This is a genomic window from Sorangium sp. So ce887 (assembly GCF_051521455.1).
Classification (GTDB): domain Bacteria; phylum Myxococcota_A; class Polyangia; order Polyangiales; family Polyangiaceae; genus Sorangium.
The window spans coordinates 7,507,556-7,532,418 of sequence record NZ_CP150354.1; the positions used below are offsets into that span (position 1 = coordinate 7,507,556).

A 24,863-nucleotide genomic window follows, 5' to 3' on the forward strand; every position below is an offset into this window, starting at 1 on the left:
GAGGTTCCGGTTGACGTGCCCTGCTCCTCTCCTAGCATGCAAGGACATGCGGCGATTCGGCTGCCCCGCGCACCGTCCGGAGCGATCGACCGCGCACGCGGCCGACGGATCGCGGTTCACGGCCGCGAGGCCCCTCGATCCGGCGCGGGCGCGATGAGCCCGTCCGTCCGCGAGCAGCGGCTCCGTCTCGCCGTCGTCCTCTGGGGTGTCCTCGGCGTCGTGGCCGTCCTGGTCGAGGCGATCTACCGGCTCGCGGCCACGGCGGTTCGCATCCTGACAACCCACGATCTCACGACAGCCCAGCTCATCCTTCTTGCGGCCTGGACGGTCGTGATCGCCTATTTCGAGGGGTATCGCGGCTTTCAGCAGCGCTTCTCGCCGCGGGTGATCGCGCGCGCGCTCCACCTCGCGGAGCACCGTCGGCCCCTGCATGTGGCGCTGGCGCCGCTCTACTGCATGGCGCTCTTCCACACGACGCGCCGCCGGCTGATCGCAACGTGGGTGCTCATCGTGGGCATCGTGGCGCTCATCCTGCTCGTCCGGCAGATGTCCCCGCCCTACCGCGCGATCGTCGACGCGGGCGTCGCGTTCGCGCTCGCCTGGGGGACCGTGTCCATCCTCGTCTACCTCGCGCGGGGGCTCGCGGGCCGCCCGCCCGGCATCCCGGCGGACGTGCCGGAGGACGCCCTCCGCGCCGGCAACGACGCGGAGCGACTCGCCCGTCCGGCCGTGCAGGCGGGCGGCCCCTGCGATCCGTGAAGCCGAGCAGACGAGCGGGCGGCTCCTGCGAACCAGGAGCTCCGCGCAAGCGGCCGATCTCCACAATGGCACAGCCAGGCGGGCGAGCGGCGCTGTGACTCCCGATCGGCGCGGCTCACGGTACGCCCTGATCTGAACCGCGTTGCGGCCTCACCTGTGGCCTTCTGGTCATCGCCTCCGACGTCGCGATTCGCGGCGACAATTCGCGGCAACAGGCACTTTGTAAACACATCTTCATGCCACGCGTGTGGCGCGATGCCTCGCGCGGCGCGGCCCGCGCAGGGGGGAGCGCGCTGTCGCGCGGCGCCTCGGCGCCTGCGGCCGCAGTTGGCCCGGGCCGTGCTCCAGGCCCGGGGGCCGGGAGCGCTCGTCGAGAGCGCGTCACCGACGATCAACCGCGCTCCGTGGAGCGCACCGGGGCACCGTGCAGGACTCGATCAACAGCCAGGAACCGGCCGATAAGAGAGCAGAGATCGCCGACGAGCTCATCGTGCCTGTCGTCGCGCAGGAGCTCGAGGTGCAGAAGCGCACGGTCGAGTCTGGACGCGTCCGCATCACCAAGCAGGTTCACGAGCGGCTGGAGACCGTCGAGGAGCCGCTCGTGAGCGAGCGCGTCGTCGTGGAGCGCGTCGCCGTCAATCAGGTGGTGGCGGAGCCGCCCGCGACCCGGCAGGAGGGCGACACCCTGATCGTGCCGGTCGTCGAGGAGGTGCTCTTCGTCGAGAAGCGCCTGGTGCTGAGGGAAGAGCTCCGCATCACCCGGGTCCGCGCGGTCGAGATGAGCCCGCTGGAGCGCGTCACGCTCCGGAGCGAGGACGTGCGGGTGGAGCGCGTCTCCCCGCGCGAGCGCGACGGCAAGTGAAGAGCTTTCGAGGGGCTCCGGCGTCCCGGGCCCCGAGCCACGAACCCCACCCTCGCGCGCGGCGCGGGGGACAACGGTCCAGAGGGACCCCACCGACCCTGGAGGTCACGTCATGAATCACAGCGAACGTTCCATGTCCCCGTCCCAGCGTTCTCAGCAGCTGAGCAAGTCCCAGCAGACCACCAAGACCGCCACCTCGACCGCGAAGACCGAGGACCTCCGGGCCGACGTCCTGCAGGAGCAGGTCGCCGTCCCCGTGATCGAGGAGGAGCTTCAGGTCGGCAAGCGCGAGGTGAACCGCGGGGGCGTGCGCGTGTCGAGCCGCCTCGTCGAGCAGCCGATCCAGGAGTCGGTGAGGCTGCGCGAGGAGCACGTCCACGTCGAGCGGCACCCGGTGGATCGGCCGGTTCAGCCGGCGGCGCTCGACACCTTCCAGTCCGGCACCGTCGAGCTCGTCGAGACCGACGAGGAGGCGGTCGTCGCGAAGAAGGCGCGCGTCATCGAGGAGGTCGTCGTCAGCAAGGCGGTCACCCAGCGGACCGAGCAGATCCGGGAGACCTTGCGTCACACCGAGGTCCACGTCGAGCCGGTCAGCGCGACCGAGCGCAGCAACGGCGCGCGAGGGTACGAGCAGTACGACACCGACTTCCGGCAGCACTACAAGACGGGCGCCTACTCCAAGCACGGCTATGCCTACGAGCAGGTCGCGCCGGCGTATCTGTTCGGCTACCAGCTCGGCACGTCCCAGAACTTCAAGGGGCACGACTGGACGACCATCGAGATGGAAGCGGGCAAGGCGTGGGAGGAGCGCAATCCCGGGACCTGGGAGCACATGAAGGCCGCGGTGCGGCACGCCTGGGACAAGGTCACGGGCAAGGCGTAGGAGGGCGGCGCTGACGCGCCGCTGAGCCCCCGAGACGGGAGAGCGCTGGAGGCGCCGGGAGATGGGTTCTCTCGGCGTCTCTTTGCTTGCTCCGATTCAGGACCAGCCCTCTTCCAGCCGCGCCGCATGGGCGCCGGGGCCTCGGCCTCGTGCCTCGCTCGCGGGGCGCGGCTTCCATCGGAAGGCCAGCACCACGATGAGCGTCGTGCACGCGATCTCGATCGCCGCGAAGAAGCGATAATAGCCGGCGGTGGGACCCATCATGAGCGTCGCCGCGACGACCGCGGTCTTGATGGCGCCGGCCACGATGTTGGCCCACCGGTTGGCCCGATGCGGCAAGATGCGCGACAGGAGCGTCATCGCGATCGGGATCTCCATGAGCACGGCTGCGCCGAGGAGGAACTCGCGGGTGATCCGGAGCGAGTCGACCTGGCCGCGCAGGAACTGCGCGAGCATCGTGGAGTCCATCAGCCCCACGACGTCGGCATAGAGGTAGTTGAACATCGCGAAGATCCACAGCGCCGAGAGGAGGCGCTCCATGTCCCGGGGCGGCGGGTGGATCGCGGCGGGCGGCGTCGAGAGGGTGTGTTCCGGGTGCCTCATGCGACGAACGTAGCGGTTCGCGTTCGTTCAGCCGATGGTTGAATCCGCAGATTCACTGTGCAAGGATGCACAGGTGGACTGGGACGACCTGCGGCACGTGCTCGCCCTCGCGCGGCACGGCACGCTGAGCCGCGCCGGCGTCGGGCTGCGGACGACCCACACGACGGTGGCGCGCCGCATCCGGGCGCTTGAGGAGCGCCTGGGGGTGCTGCTCTTCGCGCAGACGCCCGACGGCTACGTGGCCACGGCGGCGGGCCAGGACGTGGTGGAGGTCGCCGAGCGGACCGAGGCCGAGCTGCTGGCGCTCGAGGCGCGCGTGCTCGGCCGGGACGCGCAGCTCCAGGGAAGGCTCCGCGTCTCCACGATGGATATGCTCTTTCGCGTGTACCAGCCGGCGTTCTCGTCGTTCACCGAGCGCTACCCGGGCGTCGAGCTGACGGTCGCCTCCGGCGACAGCGAGGTCAGCCTGCCGCGCCGCGAGGCCGACGTCGTGCTGCGCATGACGAGCTCCCCCCCCGAGCACCTCGTGGGGCGCAAGGTCGGCCGCGTGCAGTTCGCCGTGTACGCGAGCAAGGGCCTCGCGGAGCGCGCGGGGCAGCCGGCGCGCTACGCCGACTTCCCCTGGATCCACTGGGACGAGCGGCTCGACCCGCGCTGGCTCGACGCGTGGCTGGCGGCGAACGTTCCGGGCGCGCGCATCGCGATGCGGGTGGACTTCGGCTCGATGGCGCTCCAGGAGGCGGTCGCCGCGGGGATCGGCGCGCACTTCCTCGCCTGCATCGCGGCGGACGGCGACCCGCGGCTCGCGCGCATCGGCCCGATCGACCCCGCGTTCGACCGCGACCTCTGGCTGCTCACGCTCCCCGAGCTGAAGAACGTGAACCGCATCCGCGCGTTCATGGATCACATGGCCGACGCGCTGTCGGCTTGACGCCGCGCTCGCACGGGAGCCGCGTGGGGGCTCACGCCGGTGGGGCGCCGAGCTCCGCGCGCAGGCGATCGCAACGGGAAGCCGGAATCAAACGCCAAGGCGCCAAAAGGCAAGGGAGAGGTGATCGTGCCATGGTGCTCCGCTCAGCGACGAGATTCTCCGACGCCCGCGCCATTGTTGTCGGACAGGATCCCACCGTGGGAGACTGGTGACATGTCGCGGACCTTGCTTGACGGTGAAATACTTATTCGCGGTGAGAATGAGTGGACCGGTCAGGTCGCAGGTAGGAGATGAGGGGCTTCCTTCGAGGCGAGCTTTCTCCCGCGCTCTCGAGCGCGCTCCGCGCCGCTACGGTCCAGTCGAGAAACCGCTTTCACGATCCGGCGCCCATCGACACGCGTGGAGCCCGGATCTCGGAGAGGTGAGCATGTCTCGAAACCTTCGTCAGTTCATCACAGGGTCGCTCGTTGCGGCGCTCGGTCTGCCGGTGGGCTGCATCTCTGCCGATGGAGCGCCCGCCGCCGGGGAGTAGCGCACGTCCCGAGGTGCACCGGCTCAGGTGGGCGGCCCCCGCTCGCCCGTGGGCCGGGCACCGCCTCCGCAGGCTCGTGCCTCACGCCGAGCCCGGCTTCCACCGGCCTGTCGACCTTCGTGGCGTCTCGTGGAACGGGAGGGGATGCTCGTTCCGTGCGCTGCGGGCTCGCTTGACGTCGCGACGTCAGTCGACTGCGATCGCGACCGCCGTGTCGTCCGGGTACGTGAACCCCTGCTCGACGGTGAACGGATCGATGGGGGACGAGCACAGGCCGCCTTCACACGTGGCCGCGCCGAAGAGCTCGAGGGCGATCTCGAACGCTCCGGGCTGCACGGCGACGGCGCGCGGGCAGTCCTCGGCGAATGGATTGTCCGGCTGCGCCGCGCAGGCGATCGGCATCTGCTGGGGCTCGTACAGCAGACCGGTCCAATGGAAGGTCGCGCTCTGTCCGGCGGCGATCTCGATCGCGGTCTCGTCGATGCAGTCGAACGGCCAGCCGTCGTTCGTCTGGACCTCTTCGCAGGTCAAGTGCACGCTCGGGAAATTCGCCGTGCCGAGGCGCCCGCCCTCGGGACCGATGCGGAAGCGCTCGAAGCACTCATGCTCGCGGTAATAGATGGGCGTCGCGCGGTGGTGCGCGGTCAAGTCGTCGCCCGGGACCGGAGAGGGCGGACATCGCGTTCGTCGACCGCGAGAGCGCGCACGTCGCCGAACTCGGCGACGTGCAGTACGTCCCGCCCGGACAAGGCGCGCGGCCAGGCGTGATCAGGCGACCCAACCGTGGGAATGGCGAATATTTATTCCAATTATGCCGAAGTTACGGATAATATACCCTCAGCATGGAGGGCGAAATGAACCAAGGCGCCGAGCGACCTTCGATGAAGGACGCGCACGTCGAAGCGCACGCGGACGTTCCGGCCGACATGGCCGCGGCGGACAACGAGAAGAGCAAGCGTGGCTCACATACCCGCGGCGCTGCGAGTTCCCTCCGCGACAAGCGCTGGGGTTGGCGATGGACGTGGCGCGTCCTTCGTGGGCTTGCAATCATCTACATCGCATTCATCGGCATCCTCGCCATCGAGGAGCTGCAACGTCGTGAAAAGGTCCTGGCCGTCCTGACCGCCCGCGACAACGAGATCGCGGCTGCGCTCGCCGTGATGGGCGACGATCGCGGTGAAGCGTCCAACCCGCAAAAGGAGGTTCTCGACAGGGAACGGACGAAGCTGCAGGGGCTGAAGGCGCGTATGACCACGCTCATCCTCGGTGGCTCGATGAGGCCGAATACGCGACCGCTCAAGGAGATCCTGTGCGAGCTCGCCGCGACCCGAAGCGTCGAGGTCACGTGCGACGGCCAGGAGCAAGACAGGCTTCGAGACCTTGCCGCGGCGCTGTTCCTCAAGAGGACAGCCGAGCAACGCTCCAGCGGAGACGTGTTCGCGGTCCTCATCGTCGTCGCCGCCGTCGGCGGCGCCCTCGTCCGGCTCTACTTGCCCGGAGAGTACGAGCACGACGAGCACGACGACGCGTTCCGCACGGTCTTCCGGGCCATCGGCGGCGGCATCGTCTGTTACCTCGCGCTCAGCGGCGGGAGCATCCCCTTCAGCGGAACGAACCTGACCGCGTACACGAGCCCTGCGACGGGTTCCCTGCTCGGCTTCCTGTCGGGGATGTTCTCGACGAAAGTCTTCCTGCTCCTCTCGTCCGTGGTGGACTCGTGGGTCGGGAAGCTAATGCCGCACGATCCGCCGCGTGCCGAGGCGCCCCCGAGCAGCAAAGCAGTGACCGTCGTGGCGGCGTCGAACGGCGCCGCTGTCGCGGCGGTCGCGCCGGTGAACAAGGCGCCGTCCGCTGGGTCGGAGGCCGGCTGAGTGTGCTTCTCGGCGCAAGCGAGCTTCGCGGCGGCGGCCGCGCTGACGGGCATCGGCGTCCTCACACTCCGCTCGGCGCCATCACGCGCCCACCTGCCTGTCGCTGCCATCCCGCTCCTCTTCGCCATCCAGCAAGCGTGCGAGGGCGCTGTGTGGCTGGTGCTCCGTGACGCTCCCTTCGGTAGGGGCGACACGTCGTTCGCGCGCGTCTTCCTCTTCTTCGCCCTGTTCGTATGGCCGGCCTACGTCCCGGGCGCGCTCGTGCCCATCGAGTTCGCGCGAGCTCGGCGGCGCGCGCTCATGGCGCTGTCGGCTGGCGGAGCGGTCCTCGGCCTCTATCTGCTGGGGTGCGCGTCTCTCCGCGAGTCGGACGCATGCATCGCCTTCGATAACCTCTACTACTGGATCCAGATCGACGCGCCATTGAAGCCGTTCGTGGCCTACGTGTATGCAGCCTTCATCATCGCGCCGCTCGTGCTGTCATCGGTGCGCGGCACGTCGCTCCTCGCTGTCGTCGTGGCCGCTTCGTTCGCGCTGATCGGCTCGCTCTACCGGGCGGGGTTCGTCTCGGTGTGGTGCTTCCTCGCGGCGGCGATAAGCGGCGTCACTGGACTCGTCGTCTATCGCGATACCGGTTCGCCCCACGTCCTCTCTGCACCCCTGCGTCGGGCCGACCGGCGCCCGAAGCAGCTCGCCTGAGCACGTACACCTCGCACGGCGGCTGGGGGGCTCGCCCGACGCGGCCCGTGTAGCTCGGAACTTCGGGATGCCAGCAAGTTCGGGGCGGAGCGCTCGCCGGCGTCGAGGTGCTCGGCCGAACCGCGAGCACAAGAGCCCTGGGGGCGCTGGCGAGCCTAACGTGCTCTGCCTCGAGGAGGCCGGTGCGGAGGGGGCAAGACAGCGGCGCGCGGACATCATCGTCCCCTCCGCTCACGCTCCCGGGCGAGGTCGGCGACATCGGCCCCGGCTTCGCCCTGGAGTGCTGGCGCTCCGAGCAGCCGCCCGAGCGCCTCGTGCGCCACACGGGCCGCTTCGACGTCGCCGGCCCCAGCCGCGCCCGCGCCCGGCCGAGCGTCGCTCTCCTACCGGCGCACGTGCCCGGTCCTCCGGCTCAATCGATCGTCAGCGACACGGTCTGACTGGCGTGCGCTCCGTTCGACGCCGTCACCTGATAGACGCCGGACGGATACGACTCCTCGATCAGGATCCTGCGCTTGTTGATCTTGGAGATGGGAGCCAGCGCGTCGATATCGTTCCCGGTGATGCGCACGGTCGTCAGGCCCTCGACGAAGTTGTCGCCGATCACATGGATGGGATACCAGACGAGCAGGTCGCGGTCCGACGCGAACCCCCGGATGGTCGGCGGCAGGTTCGGATTGGGCGCGGGCTCGGGGGGGCAGTCGGCCCACGGCGGGCAGTCGCCGAGGGAGCGGTACGGATCGCGTCCGAGGAGCTCCTGGACGCGCCATTCGGTGGTCAGCCGCCTGCGCAGCCCCTGAGGGTCGGTCATGCTGGGAAGCGACGGCACCTTCGGCACCGCGTCGAAACACCCGCTCTGGTCGGCGTGATCGCGGCACACCGCCACGTCGACCTCGCTGGCGACGAACCGAGAGAGCCACTCCGCGATCGGGAGAGGTCCATCCGGCTCGATGGCGGGGTCGAGGACCATGAGCTGCCCGCCGGCCCGGACCACGGGTGCAACGTGGGCGCTCCACGACACCGAGCCGTCCGGCTCGTTCTCGGTCGCCAGGGTCAATCCGATGTTCACCCTGGAGTGGACTCTGGCAAACCAGGGCGTCGGATACCCCCACTGGGTGAGGAAGTAGGTCGCCGCCGGGGCCCGGTCCTGGCAGCCGTTATCGGCCTCGAGCCAGGAAATCCGCCGCGGAAAGCCGGGTTGCTCCGGCAAGGCGAGCTCCGCGAGCCGCGTGTCGCGGATCGCTTCGAACCCATCGCTCAGCTGCGCCTCGGTCCAGCTGGGGACGCAGTCGACCGGCAGGTTCTCGAGCGGGCCCTTGAGCTCGTTGAACGAGAGTGGACCGTCGGGCAGCTGGCAGCTACCGCTGCCGGCGCCTCCCTGGAGCGGCGCCCCCACATCCGAGCGCTCGATGTCGAGATCCGGCTCGGAACCCGGGTCCTCGCCGCCGCCGCAGGCCGACGAGGCCATGACCATGGCCGCGACACAGAAGAATTTCGCCAAAGCAAGGTACGGCTGTCTCATGACCTGGGGATGCGGACCGCGGTGCGCCCTACCCGGTACAATGTCGGGAACCGCGGGAACAAAGGAGCACGACGTGCCGAAGTCCGATCCATTGCGCGCGCTCGAATCGCGGCTGCGCGCCGACGATCCCAGGAGCCGGGGGCCGACCGAGGCAGCCGCTCGTCCGCCACGTGACGTGGAGGCATGGCGGCGCTACGGCGAGCTCCTGGCTGCGGCGGGTGATCCGCGCGCCGAGCTCGTGGCCATCGAGCTGCGGTTCCTCGAGCGCTCGCCGCGGGAAGAGCTGGAGCTGCTCCGCCGGCGCAACGTCCTCCAGGCCGACCTCAAACGCGCGCACGGGCTCGACAAGGACGTCTCCGGCGAGTGGTGCTGGGCCTTCTTCGTCCCGTCGTCGGTCGGCGGAGACCTCGTGGGGGCCCTGGGGCGGCTGGCGGCGTGCTCCTTCGTCTCCGCGCCGGACCTCGAGCTCGACTTCGACGGGAGCACGCAGCCCCTCGGCGACGCCCTGGGGAGCCTCGTTCACCTCGCGCCCCGCACCCTCCGCCTCAAGGATGTGGGGCGACCCCGAGAGGCGCTCGAGTCGCTGCTCGCGCAGGGACGCCCCTTGCTCGCGCGTCTCGAGGGCTTCGCGCTGTCCTGCGACGAGCAACCCGTGTTCGAGACCGAACCGCTCCTCCTCGCCGCGCTGCTCGAAGCTCTCCCTCTCGTCCGCGGGTTGACGCTGTGGTCGTGCGGCCTCGCCGAGGCGGGGATGGTGACGCTGGCCGAGCACGCCTCGAGCCCTCCGCGCACACGCCTCGAGCAGCTCAACCTGGGCTTCGAAGAGGCCCTCGGTCGCGGCCTGGAGGCGCTCCTCGCGTCGGGGGCGCTCGACGGTCTGCAGCGGCTCGCCCTCGGCGCGTGCGACGTGGCCGACGCAGCGGCGAGGGTCCTCGTCGAGAGCCCTGTCGCGCGTCGACTGCGGGAGCTCTCGCTGTGGAGCTGCGACGTCTCCACGGCGGCGCTCCGGCGCATCGGCGAGGGATCGAGCCCCTGGAGCTTGCGCGCGCTCGATCTCGGCGAGACGGCGTTCGACGACGCCTGTGGGCAGGAGCTCGCCGAGCGGGCCGCGCTCCCCCATCTCGAGGTCCTCGACCTGATGTTCGTGCCGCTGAAGACGCACATCCTCATCGCGCTCCTCACGTCGCCCCGGCTGCGGAGCGCGCGGCTGCTCGCGGACGTCGCGGACTTCGAGGAGGAGAGCTCGGCGCGGCTGCGCGCCTTTCGGCCCCGGCTCTTCATCAGCGGATCGCCCGATAGCCTGACGCTCGCCTTCCAGCGGTCCGACCACTGGCGAGCCTGATCGCCGTGCAGGCAGCGCCCGGTGCCTCGTCCGGCTCGGCTCGAGGCGCTTCAGGTGGACGAGCCCGAAGAGGCTCGCCGGCCCCGGTGATCAGGCGACGCGCGCTGCGCCGCGGTTCGCGCCGGCTGGCGGAGGCCTATCGAGCAGCACGAAGCGCGCAAATAAGGGGATCCCTTAGGTGACAGGGGTCGAGCGCTGCAGCGCCTCGGCCAGCAGCGACCGGTAGAGCGGCGAGCCCTCGCGCAGCGACTCGTGCGTGCCCACCGCCGCGACCCTGCCCTCGTCGAGCAGCACGTTGAACGTCGACCTGAGGAGGTGCGGCCCGTGGGTCACAACGATCGCGGTGCGCCCGGCGGCGACCTCGCACACCGTGCGCAGGAGCGCCTCGGCGGTCGCGCCCGGCAGGCCCGCCTCCGGCTCGTCCAGCACGAAGACGCGCGGCTCGCGCAGCAGCACCCGCGCGAGCAGCAACCGCCGCGCCTCGCCGCCGGACAGGCTCGGCGGCGACGTGCGCACCTCGGTCGCGATCCCGCGCGCCGGCCGCGTCCCCGCCGGCCTGTCCGACCCCCCCGCCAGCTCGTCGAGCTCCACCCGGCGAAGCGCCTCGCGCATGCGGTCCTCCGAGGGCGCAGGCGCGAGGCCGAGCGCGAGGTTGTCCGCGATGCTCCGCTCGAACAGCCGCGCCGACTGGCCCACCACGCCGAAGAGCCGCGGCAGCTGCTCGGGCGGGATCTGCCGGAGATCCACGCCCCCCACGGAAATCGCGCCCGACGACGGCTCGTCCAGGCGCAGGAGCAGGCGCAGGAGCATCGATTTGCCGCTGCCGGAGCGGCCGCAGACGCCGACCACCACGCCGGCGGGAATGGAGAGCGACACGTCCTCGAGCACCGGACGGCTCGCGCCCGGCGGGGTGAAGGTGACCCGCTCGAAGACGATCGCCAGAGGCCCCATGGCCTCGCCGTCCAGGCCGGCCGCGGGGGCGCCGCCCGGACGCGGCGGGTGCTCCGGCAGGCGCAGCAGGGCGAGCGTCGCGCGCAACAGCGGGGCGCGCTCGAGGAAGCCGGCGCGGAGCGCGTCGAGCGCCTCGAGGCGCGCCATCAGGAGCGGCACCACGAGCAGGAGCTCGCCGATCTCGCCCGCGCCGGCGTCCCCGCGGGAGGCCGCGATCGCCGCCACGATGACGAGCGGCGAGAGCGCCGCGAGCACGCCCTTGATCTGGCCCGAGACCGCGAGCGCCTGGCCGAAGCGGCGGCGCGCGTCCGCGACCCGGTGCGCCGCCCCGGCGAGCTCGCCCTCCGCCTGGGCGCGGGCGCCGAGCAGGCGCAGGTCCTCCGCGCCCGCGAGCGCCTCGCCGAGGGCGCCGAAGACGGCCGTGTCGGCGTGCTGCATCTCCCGCATCGCGCGCGCCACGCGGCCCGAGGCGCGATCCGCGGCGAGGCGCGAGGCCGCGAAGAGCGCCGCGCCGCCCGCGAGGACGAGCGCCATGCCGCTCGAGACGAGCGACGCGGCGAGCACCGCGAGCGTCGCGAGCGCCTGGGGCAAGCCGGTGGCGAAGGCGACCCCGAAGTCGGCGACGAGGCCGGCGTCGCGCGCGATCGCGAGCCGCACGACCTCGGCGCCCCGCGCGGGCGGCGCGGGCCGCGCACCGGAGCCGGCCGGCGGCCGGGGCGACGCGGCGGGCCCCGCCGCCTGGGCGTCCAGGAGGGCGCGCCCTGCGGCGTCGACGTCCCGGGGCGAGGCGGAGAGCGCCGCGCGGAAGAGCGCGACGCGGAGCGCGGCGGTGAGGTCGCCGGCGAGCTCGGAGCTCTTCCGGCTCGACAGCACCGCCGCCGAGGCCGAGGCGAGCGTGGCCCCCAGCGCGGCGAGGACCACCGCGGACGGCGGCGCGCCGTCGAGCAGCCGGGCGAGCGCGCCGCCGAGGCCGCTGGAGGGCGTCGCAGCGCGCCCGGCCACGGCGCCGAGGGCCGCGCCGGCCATCGCCGGCAGGAGGCCGGACAGGGCGCCCGCGAGCGAGGAGAGCGCCACGACGAGGGCGAGGCGCAGCCCTCCGGAGAGGGCCGCGCGGCGCTCTGCCGGCCCCTGCGCCCCCGCCGGCCCCTGCGACATGTGCGCCCCGCCCCCCTCGCGCAGCGAGCGAAGACCGATCCGCAAGATCGCGAGGAGCGCGCGCATCGACGTGCGAGGCCACGCTACACCGCGGACGCCGTTGCGCGCGACGCGCATTCGATCGACCCTCTCCCCGTGCGCACCGCGCTCGTGGTCCTGCTCCCGCTGCTCGCGGCCTGCGAGCGCCCTCAGCCCGCGCCGCCGGCGGAGGCCGACGCCGGGGCTCACACCCCCTGGACGCGCGGCGCCGCGCCGTCCCTGAGCGAGCGCAGCGCCCACCCCCGGACAGGCGGTGCGCCGGCGGTGGGCTCCGCCGAGCCGGACGCGCTCGAGGAGATCCTCGCCGCTGCGCGGGAGGCCGCGCCCAGGCCGGGCGACGGCGCGAGCCTCGCGAAGATCGGCACGAGCACCGGCCTGCCGGCGCCCTCCGCGCCCCCGCCGGCGCCGGCGCCCGACCCCACCCCGGCCCCGCGCTCGCGCGTCGAGATCGGCGCGCCCATGATGCCGGCCAACATGTCGAGCCCCGCGATCGAGAAGGCGGCGCGGGCGCAGCTCTACTGGGACCTCGTGCAGCGCTGCCGCGGCCCGGACGGCAAGACGCTGCCGCCCGACGCCGTCCGGGTCGAGTTCAACGTCGACGCCGAGGGCTACATCGTGGTGCCGACGATCATCGGCAGCGCCTCCGACCCCCGCCACGACGAGGCGGCCACGTGCATGCGCCGGGAGCTGTCCGGCGCCGCGTTCCGCGCGCCGGCGGGCGCACGCGGGCTGCCGACCCGGGTCGACGCCACCGTGCCGTCGGTGGACTGACCGGCCCCGGCGCCGGCGGCCCCCCGCGCCGCCTGGCGACGCCGGCGGCCCCCGCGCCGCCTCAGTCGAGGCGCGAGACGCTGAGCGGCCGCATCAGCGCCCGCTTCTTGTCCTGGTGCTCGTGCATCCGCTTCAGCACGTCGACGACGAAGGCGACCGTCGCGACGATGTTCTCGCCCTGGTTGAGCATCACGCACTCGGCGCGCGAGCTCATCGCCGCGTCCGTCACCTCCCCGCGGGTCGGCACGCCGGTCTTGTTCAGGCTCTCGAGCACCTGCGTCGCCCAGATCGCCGGGACCAGCGCGGCCTCGCACAGCCACAGGAGCTCCTCCTGGACCTCCGCCAGCCGCACGAACCCCATCTCGACGGCCATGTCGCCGCGCGCGAGCATCACCCCCACGTTCTCGCTGCGCATCGCCGTGAGCAAGAGCCGCGGGAGCTGCTGGAACGCAGGCGTCGTCTCGATCTTGAGCACGATCCCGAGGTGAGCCGCCTCGCGCGCGGAGAGCTCCGCCTGGAGGCGCTCCACATCGGAAGGAGACCGAACAAACGAGAGCCCCACCATGTCCGCGTGGCGCGCGATGAAGTCGAGATCCTCGAGATCCTTCGGCGCGAGCGACGGGATCCCGAGCTCGGTGTCCGGAAAGTTCAGGCCCTTTCCAGGCTTCAGCTTCACCGAGCCCTGCCGCGCGAAATCCACCTCCACGAGCGCGGCCCCCTCGGTCACGGCCTGGACCGTGCCGCCCAGCCGCCCGTCGTCGTAGAACACCCTGTGCCCGGGCCGGAGGTCGTCGACGACCTCCGGGATGGAGCAGCCGACCGCGAGCGCCTCCTCGGCCTCGGCCCCGCCCGCCAGGGCGCGCGCCCGCTTCACGTCCTTGCAGAGCCAGAACCTCGGCCGCTCGCCCGACGCAGGGAGCGTGACGCGCGCCGACCCGCCGATCTTGCTCACGCGCGGGTTGGGCCCGGCGATGTCGCAGAGCACCTTGTACGCGACCCCGGTCTCCTGCCCGGCCTTCCGCAGCCGCTCGAGGAGCTCGGCCCACGCGTCCGCGTCCCCCTTCGAGCAGTTGATCCGCGCGATGTCCATGCCGCCCTGGAGCAGCCGCTTCAGCTCGCCCTTCCGCGCGTCCCCGGGCAGCGTGACCATCACCCGCGTCTGGCGCCCCTGCCCCCCCTCACCGAGCAGCGCCAGCGCGTGCTCCTCCAGCAGCGCGCCCCCCGACGCGAACGTGGTGGGGGGCTCGACGCGCTCGCGCGCCTCGGGGCGCCGCGCGAGCGCGTCGAGCGCGCCGAGCACCGCGTCCAGCGAGGCCAGCGCGCAGCTCTCCAGGCGCCCCAGAGAGCTCAGCCCGAGCGAGGCGAGCCGCCGCTGCAGCTCGCGGAGGTCCTGCTGCCGGACGGCGAGGTAGTGGAGCAGGTTCGTCGCCCCCGCCCGGTGCCGCGGGTGCACCGCCTCGAGCAGGTGCCGGTAGCGCTGCTCGTGCTCGCCGGCGCTCGCGCGCAGCGCCTCCACGGCGGCGAGAGCATGCTCAACAACCTGCGGGTCGGGACAAGCCATGACGCGATCTCCGGGCTCCGGTGCGCGGATCCTCGCACCGCTGCGGCGCACCGCGACGCGCGGCGCGCCGGCGAGTCCAGCACCGCGCTCCGGGCAAGTCCAGCGCTGCAACCCCCGCAAAGCGCCGGCGACAACAGAACGTCTCCGTTCCGCCACAGCGCCGTCACAGAGGGCCGCCACCCGCGGCCAGCGCCGCGGCGGGCGCTGCCCCGGGGCGCTACGCGGGCGCGCGGTACCGCGCCACGACCACCGTGATGTCGTCGTCGGGGCTCGAGCACCAGCCCTCGACGTCCCTCAGGATCCGGTCGCGGATCGCCTCGACGGGCGCGGTCTGGACGGCCTCGATGGCGGCGCAGAGCCGCTCGAGCCCGAACTGCTCGCGGTGCGCGTTGCGGGACTCCGTCACGCCGTCGCTGTAGAGCACGAGGACGTCCCCGTCCTCCAGGACGAACTCGGCGTCCCGCGTCACCGCGTCGATGACAGGCAGCACGCCGATCCAGACGCCCGTGCTCGGGATGCACACGCACCGCCGCGTGCGCGCGGAGCACACGATGATGTCGTCGTGCGCCCCCGCGAACGTCACCCGCCCGCTCCGATCGTACCGGAGGAGCAGCAGCGTCGCGTGCTCGTCCCGCTTCAGCCGGCCGCGGACGTTCTTGAACACCGCCTTGTTCAGCGCCGCGAGGAGCTCGCTCGGGCTCGCGCCCGGATCCCGGCTCGTCAGCGCCGAGACCATGCTCTGGATCATCAGCATCACGAGCCCCGCCGCGAGCCCGTGCCCCGCGACGTCGCCGATCCCGAGCCACCCGCCCCCGGGCGTCGCGATGACGTCGTAGTAATCGCCCCCCACCTCGGCAGCCGGCGTCATGGCCGCGCAGAGCTCCAGCCCCTCGACCTCGAGCTCCTCCGGCACGAGCGTCGTCTGAAGGCGCGCCGCGAGGGCGGTCTCCTGCCGCTCGCTCTCCTGCTCCAGCCGCTCGCGCAGCTCCACCTGGCGGACCATCTCCCGGTGCAGCGCCACCGTCTTCACCGCAGAGCCAATCTGGAGCCGCAGCGCGTCGTACGCCGTCTCGGACATGCCGCTGTTGAGCGCCATGATCCCGAAAAACTCGGTGTCCCCAAACGTGAGTGGCATCACAACGGTGCTCCTGCGCTCGTGCGAGCTCAGGAACCCGGGCGGAGCGAGGGAGCGCGCGGGGAAGCTCTCCGCGGGGGGCGCCACCTCGCGGCCGTCCTCCATCAAGAACAGCGTCTTCAGGGCGGTGCGCTGGGCGTCCTCGTAGAGCGAGACGGCGGCGCAGGTGACGTGCAGCCGGGGCATCTCCGAGGCCAGCATGCGCTTGAAGAGCGGCAGGCTCAGGCACGTCGAGAACCACCGCCCGCTCCAGCTCAGATCGATCGCGGCGACCTCGACGTCGAGGCGCTGGCGCCCCTCGGCGCGCACCGACGCGGTCCCGACGAGGACGCGGCATGCGTGCCAGAGCTGCTCGAGGGCCTCGTTCGCGGCGGCCCCGGCCGGGTCCTCGCTCGGCCGGCGGAGCCGCGCGCGCAGCAGCGTGATCACGCCCTGGAACAGATCGAGGAACACCCCGTCGCGCGCCGCCGCGTCGAGGACGCGCTCCAGGACGAGCAGGAAGCGCCCCTCGCTCCCCTCGAGCTCCTCCTCCAGCGCCGACAGGAGCTCGCCGGACCAGCCGTCGAGCGAGGCGGCCGGGATGCCCACCGCGCGCTCGAGCGCGCGCCCGAGCTCGTCGCGGCGGCCGCCGAGCGCGAGCGCCCCGTGGCGCGGCGGCGGGCTCGTGAGCGGCGGCAGCGCGGCGACGGCTTGATAGGCGCAGCCGCACGACTCGCGCCGCGTGAGCTCGATCGGCTGCGTGCGGAGCTCGGGGACGCGCTCGCCGTCGAGCATGCGCAGGACCGTCTCGAGCGCGATCTCCCCGAGCCGCTGGATCGGCTGGCGGACCGTGGTGAGCGACGGCTTCGCGTAGCGCGCCACGCCGACGTCGTCGAAGCCGCACACGAGGATGTCCCGGGGGACATTGCGGCCCTGCGCCTTCAAGAGCTCGATCGCGCCGAGGGCCATGTTGTCGTTGGCGGCGAGCACCGCGTCGAGCTCGACCCCGCGGGCCAGGATCTCGGACATCGCGACCCGGCCGCTGTCGACCGTGAACTCGCCGGCCGCGACGAGGCGCTCGTCGCAGGGAAGCGCGCGCGCCGCGAGCGCCTTCCGGTACGCGTCGGCGCGGAGCCTCGCCTCCCCGTTGTTGGCCGGCCCGCCGATGTACGCGACGCGCCGGCACGCGTGCTCGTCGAGCAGGTGGCCGGCCGCCATCTCGATCCCGAGGCCGTTGTCGACGACGATGCTGGGGACGCCCACGAGCGGGATCCCGATGCTGCACACGGGCAGCGGCGCGTAAGCACGGCAGAAGCTCTGCACACCCTCGACGCCGACGTGGTTGCAGAGCGGCGCCGCGGCGACCACGATGCCGTCGACCGCCTCCGGGCCGACGAGGCGATAGATGCTGTTCTGGGCGACCTCGGAGGCGCTGTGGCCGGCGAGCGTCTCGCCGACGGCGATCACGAGATTGACGTCGTGCGCCTCGGCGGCGCGCTCGACCCCGATCCGGACGGCGGACTGGTACTCGCCGCGCACATAATCCATCACGAGGGCGATCGTCCGGCGCTTCTGCTCCATGTCCTCGGGCTCTCGGGTCAGGCGTCCTCGATCGAGACAAGCTCCGGGGACATGCGCTCGAGCGCCGCCAGGCTCCGCCTTTGCCATCCGAGCCGCGCGTCCGCGATGAACAGCACCTTGCACTTCATCCCATGGCCCGCGAGGCCGCAGATGAAGCTGATGAACGCCTTCAGGCAGCTCGAATTCAGGAAGTAAAGGGCCCTGACGTCGAACTCGACGACGTGGATGGAGAGGCGCTGCACCTCCGCCTGGAGCGCCTTGAGGCAGAGGCCGAGCGCCGGCGCCGCCGCCATGTCGCCTGTCCCGCTGAGCTTGACGCCGAGGGTGTCGTCCCTCAGGGTCGGAGCGATCCCGAAGCTGTCCGTGACGACAGGCTCAACCCGCAAGCTGCTCATCGACCCTCCATCTCCCGACCGGCGCGCGCGCGAGGCGCGTCAGCTCGTCGCCCTCGCCCTCGAGCGCGCGCTCCTCGTCCCGCGCCATCGCGCAGACGCTGGACACCGGCCGTAACACCGCGGTAGCCGCCCGTTGGCTCGGAAGAAACGTGATGCACCCACGTGATGTACAGGAACGGCGAAGCGTTCTGGCTCACTCCGGAAGCTAACACGACCCGACCAGCGTACGTCGTTCTTGCACGGGATCCAATCCCCTCGGTCCGCCGTACGGTCATGTAGGCGCGCTCGCGGCCGCGCGCCATCACCGCGCCGGGCCGTCAGGGCTGCCGGGGCGCTCGGTACCTCGCCACGACCATCGTGATGTCGTCGTCCGGGCTCGGGCACCAGCCCTCGACTTCCATCAAGATCCGGTCGCGGATGGCCACGACGGACGCAGACTGGGCCGACTCGACGGCGGCGCAGAGCCGCTCGAGGCCGAACTGCTCATGGTGGGCGTCGCGCGCTTCGGTCACTCCATCGCTGTACAGCACGAGGACGTCGCCGTCCTCCAGGACGAACTCGGCGTCTCGCGTCATCGCGTCGATCGCGGGCAGCGCGCCGATCCAGACACCCGAGCTCGGGATGCACACGCAGCGACGGGTGCGCGCGCGGCACACGATGATGTCGTCGTGCGCCCCGGCGAACGTCACCCGCCCGCCCCGCTCGTACCGGAGGAGCAGCAGCGTCGCGTGCTCGTCCCGCATCAGGCGGCCGCGGACGTTCTCGTACACCGCCGCGTTGATGGCCGAGATCAGCCGGGCAGGGCTCGCCCCCGGGTCCCTGCGCGTCAGCGCCGAGACCATGCTCTGGATCATCAGCATCACGAGCCCCGCCGCGAGCCCGTGCCCCGCGACGTCGCCGATCCCGAGCCACCCGCCCTCGGCGGTCGCGAGCACGTCGTAGTAGTCGCCGCCGACCGCGGCGGCCGGCTTCATGATGGCGGACAGCTCGAGCCCCTCGACCGAGAGCCGCTCCGGGACCAGCGTGGTCTGGATGCGCGCCGCCACGACGCTCTCCTGGTGGATCTTCTCCTGCTCCAGCCGCTCGCGCAGCTCCACCTGCCGGATCATCTCCCGGTGCAGCGCCGCGGCCTTGACCGCAGAGCCGAGCTGGAGGCGGAGCGCGTCATAGACCAGCTCGTGCGCACCGCTGTTGAGCACCGCGACACCGAACTTCTCCAGGTCGCCGAACGCGACAGGGATCGCGATCAGGGTCGTGCGCTCTTCGCCCCCCAGAAAGCCGTCGGGCGCGAGGAGCCGGGCCGGGAAGCTCGCGGGCGGCGGCTCCACCTCGCGGCCGCCCTCCATGAGGAAGAGCGTCTTCATCGTGGTTTGCTGCGGGTCGTGGGCGCCGTGCGTGCTGTCATAAAGCGACACCGCGACGCGCGAGAACCCCAGGGCGGGCAGCTCCGACGCCATCACGCGCTTCAGGATCGGCAGGCTCAGGCAGGTCGAGAAGCTCCGCGCGCTCCAGCTGAGGTACATCGACGCGAGCTCCACGTTGAGCCGCCGCTCCCCCTCGACGCGCACGGACGCGCTCCCGATGACGATGCGCGAGGCGTGCCAGAGCCGCTCGAGGGCGTCCTGGAAGACGCCGTCGCCGCCGTCCTCGACCGGCCGGTGGAGCCGCTCGCGGAGCACCGCGATCGCGCCCTGGAAGTGATCGAGGATCGCGCCCGCGCGCCCCGCCGCGTCGAGGAGCGCCTCCAGCGCATGCAGGAAGCGGCCCTCCTTCCCCGTGAGCTCCGCCTCCAGCGCCGACAGGAGATCGCCGGGCCAGCCGTCGAGCGAGCCGGTCGGGATCGACACGCTCCGCCGCAGCGCCCGCTCCAGCGACCCCCGCTGCGCGGCGATCAAGGCCGCGCCGCCCCGCCCCGTGGTGCCCGGAGGCGGGAGCGAGGCGCTCGCCTGGACCCCGCAGCCGCACGACTCGCGGCACGTGAGCTCGACCTCCAGGAGCGCCACGTCCGGAGCGTCCTTGCCGTCGAGCATGCGCACCATGCTGTCCATCGCGAGGGCGCCGAGCCGCTTCATGGGCTGGCGGACGGTGGTCAGGGACGGCTTGGAGAAACGCGCGATGACCGCATCGTCGAAGCCGGCCATGAGGATGTCCTGCGGGACGCGGATCCCCCGCTCCTTGAGCAGCTCCATCGCCCCGAGGGCCATCTTGTCGTTGGCGGCGACCACGGCGTCGGGCTCGCCCCCGCGGGCCAGGAGGTCGCGCATCGCGCTCCTGCCGCTGTCGATCGTGAACGCGCCGACCGCGAAGAGGCGCTCGTCGCGCGGGACGGCGTGCGCCGCGAGCGCTCCCCAGTACGCCTCGGCGCGCGCCCTCGCCTCCTCGTTGTTGGCCGGCCCGCCGATGTACGCGACGCGCCGGCGCCCGTGGGCCTCGACCATGTGCCCGACCGCGAGCTCGATCCCGAAGGCGTTGTCCACGGTGAGGCTCGGGATGCCCTCTATCTCCATCCCGATGCTGAAGACCGGCAGCGGCGCGTAGCCGCGGAGGAACTCCCGCATCCCCTCGATGCCGATGTGATGGCAGAGGGTCGCCGACGCGACGATGACGCCGTCGACCGTCTCGGCGCCGATGAGGTGATAGATGCTGTTCTGGGCCGCGTCCGTCGCCCCGGGCAGCGCGAGCGTCTCTCCGAAGGCGACCAGGAGATTGACGTCATGCGCCTCCGCGGCGCGCTCGACCCCGAACCGCACCTCGGACTGGTAATCTCCGCCCACGTAGTCCATCAAGAGGGCGATCGTCCGTCGCTTCGTGCTCATGCCCACGGCTCTCGGGTCAGGTATCGGCGATGGAGACCAGCTCCGGGGACATGCGCTCGAGCGCCGTCAGGCTCCGCCGCTGCCACCCCAGCCGCGCGTCCGTGATGAACTCCACCTTGCACTTGAGCCCCTGGCCCGCGACGCTGGAGATGAAGCTGATCAACGCCTTGAGGCAGCTCGAGTTCAAGAAATAAAGCGCCCTCACGTCGAACGCGACGGCGCTCACGCGCAGGCGCAGCGCCTCCGACTGGATGTCCTTGAGGAAGAAGCCGAGCGGCCCGACCGCCGCCATGTCGCCCGTGCCGGTGAGCTTGACGCTGAGGGTGTCGTCCCTCAGGGTCGGCTCGATCCCGAAGCTGTCCATGACGACGGGCTCAACCCTCAAGATGCTCATCGACCCTCCACCTCCCAACCGGCGCATGCGCGATGATCGTCAGCTCGTTGCCCTCGATCTTGTAGTCCACGTCGAGCCCGCCCTCGGCGCGCACCCGCGCGAGGCCGAGCCCCGACACCCCTTCTATCATCGCCGTCTCGCAGATGAGCTCGTCATAATGCTTCACCGGATCGATCGCTGTCTTCAGCTCGAACAGCCGCCTCTCCACCTCGCGCAGCCGCTCCGGAGAGGCCTCGTTGCGGGCGCATATCTTCATGACGCACGAGCTCTCGCTCTCCTCCAGCGCGAGCTCGAGGCTGACCTTGGGGCCGGAGGAGTACTTGATGATGTTCTCGGCGAGCTCGTGCGCGGCCATGTAGAACCGCGAGCACACGTTCGCGTCGTCGAGCACCATGCTGCAGAAGCTGGACACCAGGCGAAGCACGCTGTTGGCCATCCGCTCGGTCGGATAGAACGTGATGCACAGGAACAGTGACCCGCTGCGGCTCGGTTCGGACACTGGCACGATTGAGCAGCCTACGGGGTTCTCGGACGGAATCCAATCCCTGTCTTCCTTCCCGCGCGCGAGGTAGCGCTCATGTAGGAAAGCCGGCGGACTGGAGCGACAGCCCCCGGGGCGCGCTGTACCTCGCCACGACGACCGTCATGTCGTCATCGGGGCTCGGGCACCAGCCCTCGACCTCCTTCATGATCCGGTCGCGGATCGCGTCGGCGGGCGCGTCCTGGGAAGACTCGATGGTGGAGCACAGCCGCTCGAGGCCGAACTGCTCCCGGTGGGCGTCGCGCGCCTCCGTCACGCCGTCGCTGTACAGCACGAGGAGGTCGCCGTCCTCCAGGACGAACTCGGCGTCTCGCGTCATCGCGTCGATCGCGGGCAGCGCGCCGACCCAGACGCCCGAGCTCTGGATGCACACGCAGCGACGGGTGCGCGCGCGGCACACGATGATGTCGTCGTGCGCCCCGGCGAACGTCACCCGCCCGCTCCGCTCGTACCGGAGGAGCAGCAGCGTCGCGTGCTCATCCCGCTTCAGCCGGCTGCGGACGTTCTCGTACACCGCCGCGTTGACCGCGGAGACGATGTCGCTCGGGCTGGCGTTCGGGTCGCTGCGCGTCAGCGCCGAGATCATGCTCTGGATCATCAGCATCACGAGCCCGGCCGCGAGCCCGTGCCCCGCGACATCGCCGATCCCGAGCCAGCCCCCCTCCGCGGTCGCGAGCACATCGTAGTAGTCGCCGCCGACCGTGGCGGCCGGCCTCATGATGGCGGAGAGCTCGAGCCCCTCGACCGAGAGCTGCGTCGGCACCAGCGCCGTCTGGATGCGCGCCGCCACGACGCTCTCCTGGCGGACCTTCTCCTGCTCCAGCCGCTCGCGCAGCTCCACCTGCCGCACGACCTCCCAGTGCAGCGCCGCGGCCTTGACCGCGGAGCCGATCTGGAGGCGGAGCGCGTCATAGACGAGCTCGTTCGCGCCGCTGTTGAGCACCGCGACGCCGAATTTCTCCGCGTCGCCGAACGCGACCGGCAGCGCGATCACGCTCCAGCGCTCCCCGTCTCCGAGAAAGCCGTCGGGCGCGAGGAGCCGGGCCGGGAAGCTCGCGGGCGGCGGCTCGACCTCGCGGCCGTCCTCCATCAGAAAGAGCGGCACCATGGTGCTGCGCTGCGGGTCGTCGTAGAGCGACACAGCGACCCGCGAGAACTGCATCCGCGGCAGCTCCGACGCCATCATCCGCCGCAGGATCGGCAGGCTCAGGCAGGTCGAGAAGCTCCGCGCGCTCCAGCTCAGGTACAGCGACGCGAGCTCCACGTTCAGCCGCTGTTGCCCCTCGGAGCGCACCGACGCGCTCCCGACGAGCACGCGCGAGGCGTGCCAGATCTGCTCGAGCGTCTCCGCGAGCGCCGCGCCCCGGAGGTCGCCGGGCCCGCGGCGCACCCGCTCGCGCAGGAGCGTTATCACGCCCTGGAAATGCTCGAGGTTCGCGCCCTCGCGCCCCGCCGCGTCGAGGAGCGCCTCGAGGGCGCGCAGGAAGCGGCCCTCCTCCCCGGCGAGCTCGTCGTCGAGCGCCGACAGGAGCTCACCGGCCCAGCCGTGGAGCGAGCCGGCCGGGATCGCGACGCTCTCCTCGAGGGCGCGCTCCAGCTGCTCCCGCCCGCCGGCGTGCGCGGGCGGGGGCGGCGCGCGCCGCGCCCTGCTCGAGGGCCCGCCCGCCGCGTCCGCCGGGTTGCCGCAGCCGCACGACTCGCGCAGCGTGAGCTCGACCGGGAAGAGGCTGCGCTCCGGGACGGGCTCGCCGTCGATCATGCGCATCAGCGTGTCGACGGCGCGCGCGCCGAGCCGCTTGATGGGCTGGCCGATGGTGGACATCGACGGCTTCGTGAAGCGCGCGATGACCGCGTCGTCGAAGCCGCACACGAGGATGTCCTCCGGGACGCCGAGGCCGCGCGCCTGGAGGGCGTCGATCGCGCCGAGGGCCATGGCGTCGTTGGCGGCGACCACGGCGTCGAGCTCGACCCCGCGATCCAGGATCTCGCGCATGGCGGCGCGCCCGGAGTCGATCGTGAACGCGCCGCACGCGAAGAGGCGCTGGTCGAAGGGCAGCGATCGATCGGCGAGCACCCTGAAGTAGGCGGCGGTGCGCACGTCCGCCTCCTCGTTGTTGGCCGGCCCGCCGAGGAACGCGACGCGCCGGCGCCCGTGGGCGTCGACCATGTGCCCGACCGCGGCCTCGATCCCGAGGGCGTTGTCGACGATGAGGCTCGGGACGCCGTCGATCGCCACCCCGATGCTGCAGACGGGCAGCGGCGCGTAGGACCGGCAAAACCGCTGCATTCCCTCGATGCCGACGTGATGGCACAGGGTCGTCGAGGCGACGATGATGCCGTCGACCGTCTCGGCGCCGATGAGGTGATAGATGCTGTTCTGGGCCGTACCGGACGACCCGGGGAGGGCGAGCATCTCGCCGAAGGCGATCACGAGATTGACGTCGTGCGCCTCGGCGGCGCGCTCGACGCCGAAGCGCACCCCGGACTGGTACTCGCCTCGTACGTAGTCCATCAAGAGGGCGATCGTCCGGCGCTTCTTGCTCATGGCCTACGGCTCTCGGGTCAGGTATCGGCGATGGAGACCAGCTCCGGAGACATGCGCTCGAGCGCCGTCAGGCTCCGCCGTTGCCACCCCAGCCTCGCGTCCGTGAGGAACTGGATCTTGCACTTGAGCCCCTGACCCGCGAGGCCGCAGATGAAGCTGATGAACGCCTTGAGACAGCTCGAGTTGAGGAAGTAGAGGGCCCTCACGTCGAACTCGACGGCGCTCACGGAGAGGCGTATCACCTCCGCCTGGAGGGTCCTGAAATAGGAGCCGAGCGGCGCGGCGGCCGCCATGTCGCCCGTGCCGGTGAGCTTGACGCTGAGGGTGTCGTCCCTCAGGGTCGGCTCGATCCCGAAGCTGTCCGTGACGACGGACTCAACCTTTAAGCTGCTCATCTGCCCTCCATCTCCCAACCGGCGCGTGCGCGATGATCGTCAGCTCGTTGCCCTCGATCTTGTAGTCCACGTCGAGCCCGCCCTCGGCGCACACCCGCGCGAGGCCGAGCCCCGACACCCCCTCTATCATCGCCGTCTCGTTGATGAGCTCGTCATAGTGCTTCACCGGATCGCTCGCGGTCTTCAGCTCGAGCAGCCGCCTCTCCACCTCGCGCAGCCGCTCCGGAGAGGCCTCGTTGCGCGCGCGGATCTTCAGGATATAAGAGCTCTCGTCCTCCTCCATCGCGAGCTCCAGGCTGACCTTGGGCCCCGTCGAATACTTGGTGATATTCTCGGCGAGCTCGTGCGCGGCCATGTAGAACCGCGAGCTCACGTTCGCGTCGTCCAGCACCATCCCGCAGAAGCTGGACACCAGCCGTAACACCGCGTTGGCCAGCCTCTCGCTCGGGAAGAATGTGATGCAAAGGAACAGTGAAGCGTTCTGGCTCGGTTCGGGCGCGGGCACGGTTGGAGCAGCGTACGGCGTTCGCGGACCGGATCCAATCCCTTCTGCTCTCTCGCGGCCGCGTAGGTGAGCGCGCGCCCTACAATGTCACGTCCG

Annotated in this window: 22 protein-coding genes; 9 read left to right on the forward strand and 13 right to left on the reverse strand. The window is 71.5% G+C overall.

What is annotated here, in order from left to right:
• Window positions 1-153: 153 nt before the first annotated feature.
• From WMF36_RS27780 to WMF36_RS27790, 3 genes are all read left to right on the forward strand, one after another.
• The gene (locus WMF36_RS27780; RefSeq protein ID WP_437573784.1) at window positions 154-759 is read left to right on the forward strand and encodes a hypothetical protein; all 606 of its coding nucleotides are present in this window, start codon (window positions 154-156) and stop codon (window positions 757-759) included.
• A 424-nt stretch (window positions 760-1,183) separates the two neighbouring features.
• On the forward strand, window positions 1,184-1,621 hold the full coding sequence (locus WMF36_RS27785) for a DUF2382 domain-containing protein (protein WP_437573785.1): 438 nt from the start codon (window positions 1,184-1,186) through the stop codon (window positions 1,619-1,621).
• A 112-nt stretch (window positions 1,622-1,733) separates the two neighbouring features.
• On the forward strand, window positions 1,734-2,504 hold the full coding sequence (locus tag WMF36_RS27790) for a YsnF/AvaK domain-containing protein (protein ID WP_437573786.1): 771 nt from the start codon (window positions 1,734-1,736) through the stop codon (window positions 2,502-2,504).
• Between the two features lie 96 nt (window positions 2,505-2,600).
• On the opposite strand, the gene WMF36_RS27795 is transcribed toward WMF36_RS27790, so the two are convergent.
• Window positions 2,601-3,107: a DUF6326 family protein gene (locus tag WMF36_RS27795; protein ID WP_437573787.1), complete on the reverse strand. Its 507-nt coding sequence runs from the start codon at window positions 3,105-3,107 to the stop codon at window positions 2,601-2,603.
• 73 nt (window positions 3,108-3,180) lie between these two features.
• Here WMF36_RS27795 and WMF36_RS27800 point away from each other — a divergent pair, with 73 nt between their 5' ends.
• Entirely contained in the window at window positions 3,181-4,038 is an 858-nt protein-coding gene (locus WMF36_RS27800; protein ID WP_437573788.1) for a LysR family transcriptional regulator, read from the forward strand.
• 718 nt (window positions 4,039-4,756) lie between these two features.
• On the opposite strand, the gene WMF36_RS27805 is transcribed toward WMF36_RS27800, so the two are convergent.
• Entirely contained in the window at window positions 4,757-5,218 is a 462-nt protein-coding gene (locus tag WMF36_RS27805) for a hypothetical protein (protein WP_437573789.1), read from the reverse strand.
• Window positions 5,219-5,424: 206 nt separating this feature from the next.
• Here WMF36_RS27805 and WMF36_RS27810 point away from each other — a divergent pair, with 206 nt between their 5' ends.
• From WMF36_RS27810 to WMF36_RS27820, 3 genes are all read left to right on the forward strand, one after another.
• Window positions 5,425-6,441 (forward strand): hypothetical protein, encoded by a 1,017-nt coding sequence (locus WMF36_RS27810; protein ID WP_437573790.1) that lies wholly within the window; start codon window positions 5,425-5,427, stop codon window positions 6,439-6,441.
• Window positions 6,442-7,140 (forward strand): DUF6629 family protein, encoded by a 699-nt coding sequence (locus WMF36_RS27815; RefSeq protein ID WP_437573791.1) that lies wholly within the window; start codon window positions 6,442-6,444, stop codon window positions 7,138-7,140. It begins immediately after the preceding gene.
• Window positions 7,141-7,322: 182 nt separating this feature from the next.
• The gene (locus WMF36_RS27820) at window positions 7,323-7,580 is read left to right on the forward strand and encodes a hypothetical protein (RefSeq protein WP_437573792.1); all 258 of its coding nucleotides are present in this window, start codon (window positions 7,323-7,325) and stop codon (window positions 7,578-7,580) included.
• Here WMF36_RS27820 and WMF36_RS27825 read toward each other — a convergent pair.
• Window positions 7,553-8,662, reverse strand: coding sequence for a protein-glutamine glutaminase family protein (locus tag WMF36_RS27825; RefSeq protein WP_437573793.1), 1,110 nt, complete (start codon window positions 8,660-8,662; stop codon window positions 7,553-7,555). The two genes, WMF36_RS27820 and WMF36_RS27825, sit on opposite strands and share 28 nt — an antisense overlap.
• Window positions 8,663-8,735: 73 nt before the next feature.
• Here WMF36_RS27825 and WMF36_RS27830 point away from each other — a divergent pair, with 73 nt between their 5' ends.
• On the forward strand, window positions 8,736-10,004 hold the full coding sequence (locus tag WMF36_RS27830) for a hypothetical protein (RefSeq protein WP_437573794.1): 1,269 nt from the start codon (window positions 8,736-8,738) through the stop codon (window positions 10,002-10,004).
• Between the two features lie 174 nt (window positions 10,005-10,178).
• Here WMF36_RS27830 and WMF36_RS27835 read toward each other — a convergent pair whose 3' ends face one another.
• A complete protein-coding gene (locus WMF36_RS27835) occupies window positions 10,179-12,176 on the reverse strand; it encodes an ATP-binding cassette domain-containing protein (RefSeq protein ID WP_437573795.1) in 1,998 nt (665 codons plus the stop codon).
• 69 nt (window positions 12,177-12,245) lie between these two features.
• On the opposite strand from WMF36_RS27835, the gene WMF36_RS27840 reads away from it, so the two are divergent.
• The gene (locus WMF36_RS27840; RefSeq protein ID WP_437573796.1) at window positions 12,246-12,920 is read left to right on the forward strand and encodes a hypothetical protein; all 675 of its coding nucleotides are present in this window, start codon (window positions 12,246-12,248) and stop codon (window positions 12,918-12,920) included.
• A gap of 61 nt (window positions 12,921-12,981) precedes the next feature.
• On the opposite strand, the gene WMF36_RS27845 is transcribed toward WMF36_RS27840, so the two are convergent.
• The 9 genes from WMF36_RS27845 to WMF36_RS27885 form a co-directional block, all read right to left on the reverse strand.
• The gene (locus WMF36_RS27845; RefSeq protein ID WP_437573797.1) at window positions 12,982-14,481 is read right to left on the reverse strand and encodes a pyruvate kinase; all 1,500 of its coding nucleotides are present in this window, start codon (window positions 14,479-14,481) and stop codon (window positions 12,982-12,984) included.
• Window positions 14,482-14,698: 217 nt separating this feature from the next.
• Window positions 14,699-17,176: a SpoIIE family protein phosphatase gene (locus WMF36_RS27850; protein ID WP_437573798.1), complete on the reverse strand. Its 2,478-nt coding sequence runs from the start codon at window positions 17,174-17,176 to the stop codon at window positions 14,699-14,701.
• 17 nt (window positions 17,177-17,193) lie between these two features.
• A complete protein-coding gene (locus WMF36_RS27855; protein WP_437573799.1) occupies window positions 17,194-17,571 on the reverse strand; it encodes a hypothetical protein in 378 nt (125 codons plus the stop codon).
• A 317-nt stretch (window positions 17,572-17,888) separates the two neighbouring features.
• Window positions 17,889-20,387: a SpoIIE family protein phosphatase gene (locus WMF36_RS27860; RefSeq protein ID WP_437573800.1), complete on the reverse strand. Its 2,499-nt coding sequence runs from the start codon at window positions 20,385-20,387 to the stop codon at window positions 17,889-17,891.
• A gap of 16 nt (window positions 20,388-20,403) precedes the next feature.
• Window positions 20,404-20,781, reverse strand: coding sequence for a hypothetical protein (locus tag WMF36_RS27865; protein ID WP_437477137.1), 378 nt, complete (start codon window positions 20,779-20,781; stop codon window positions 20,404-20,406).
• Window positions 20,762-21,280 carry a hypothetical protein gene (locus WMF36_RS27870; protein ID WP_437494937.1) on the reverse strand — a complete coding sequence of 173 codons (519 nt, stop codon included), beginning with the start codon at window positions 21,278-21,280 and terminating at the stop codon, window positions 20,762-20,764. Before WMF36_RS27870 ends, WMF36_RS27865 begins: the two co-directional genes overlap by 20 nt.
• A gap of 76 nt (window positions 21,281-21,356) precedes the next feature.
• A complete protein-coding gene (locus WMF36_RS27875) occupies window positions 21,357-23,867 on the reverse strand; it encodes a SpoIIE family protein phosphatase (protein WP_437573801.1) in 2,511 nt (836 codons plus the stop codon).
• A gap of 17 nt (window positions 23,868-23,884) precedes the next feature.
• On the reverse strand, window positions 23,885-24,262 hold the full coding sequence (locus WMF36_RS27880) for a hypothetical protein (protein WP_437477142.1): 378 nt from the start codon (window positions 24,260-24,262) through the stop codon (window positions 23,885-23,887).
• A complete protein-coding gene (locus tag WMF36_RS27885; protein ID WP_437477145.1) occupies window positions 24,243-24,767 on the reverse strand; it encodes a hypothetical protein in 525 nt (174 codons plus the stop codon). The genes WMF36_RS27880 and WMF36_RS27885 overlap by 20 nt, the downstream gene beginning before the upstream one ends.
• Window positions 24,768-24,863: the final 96 nt, after the last annotated feature.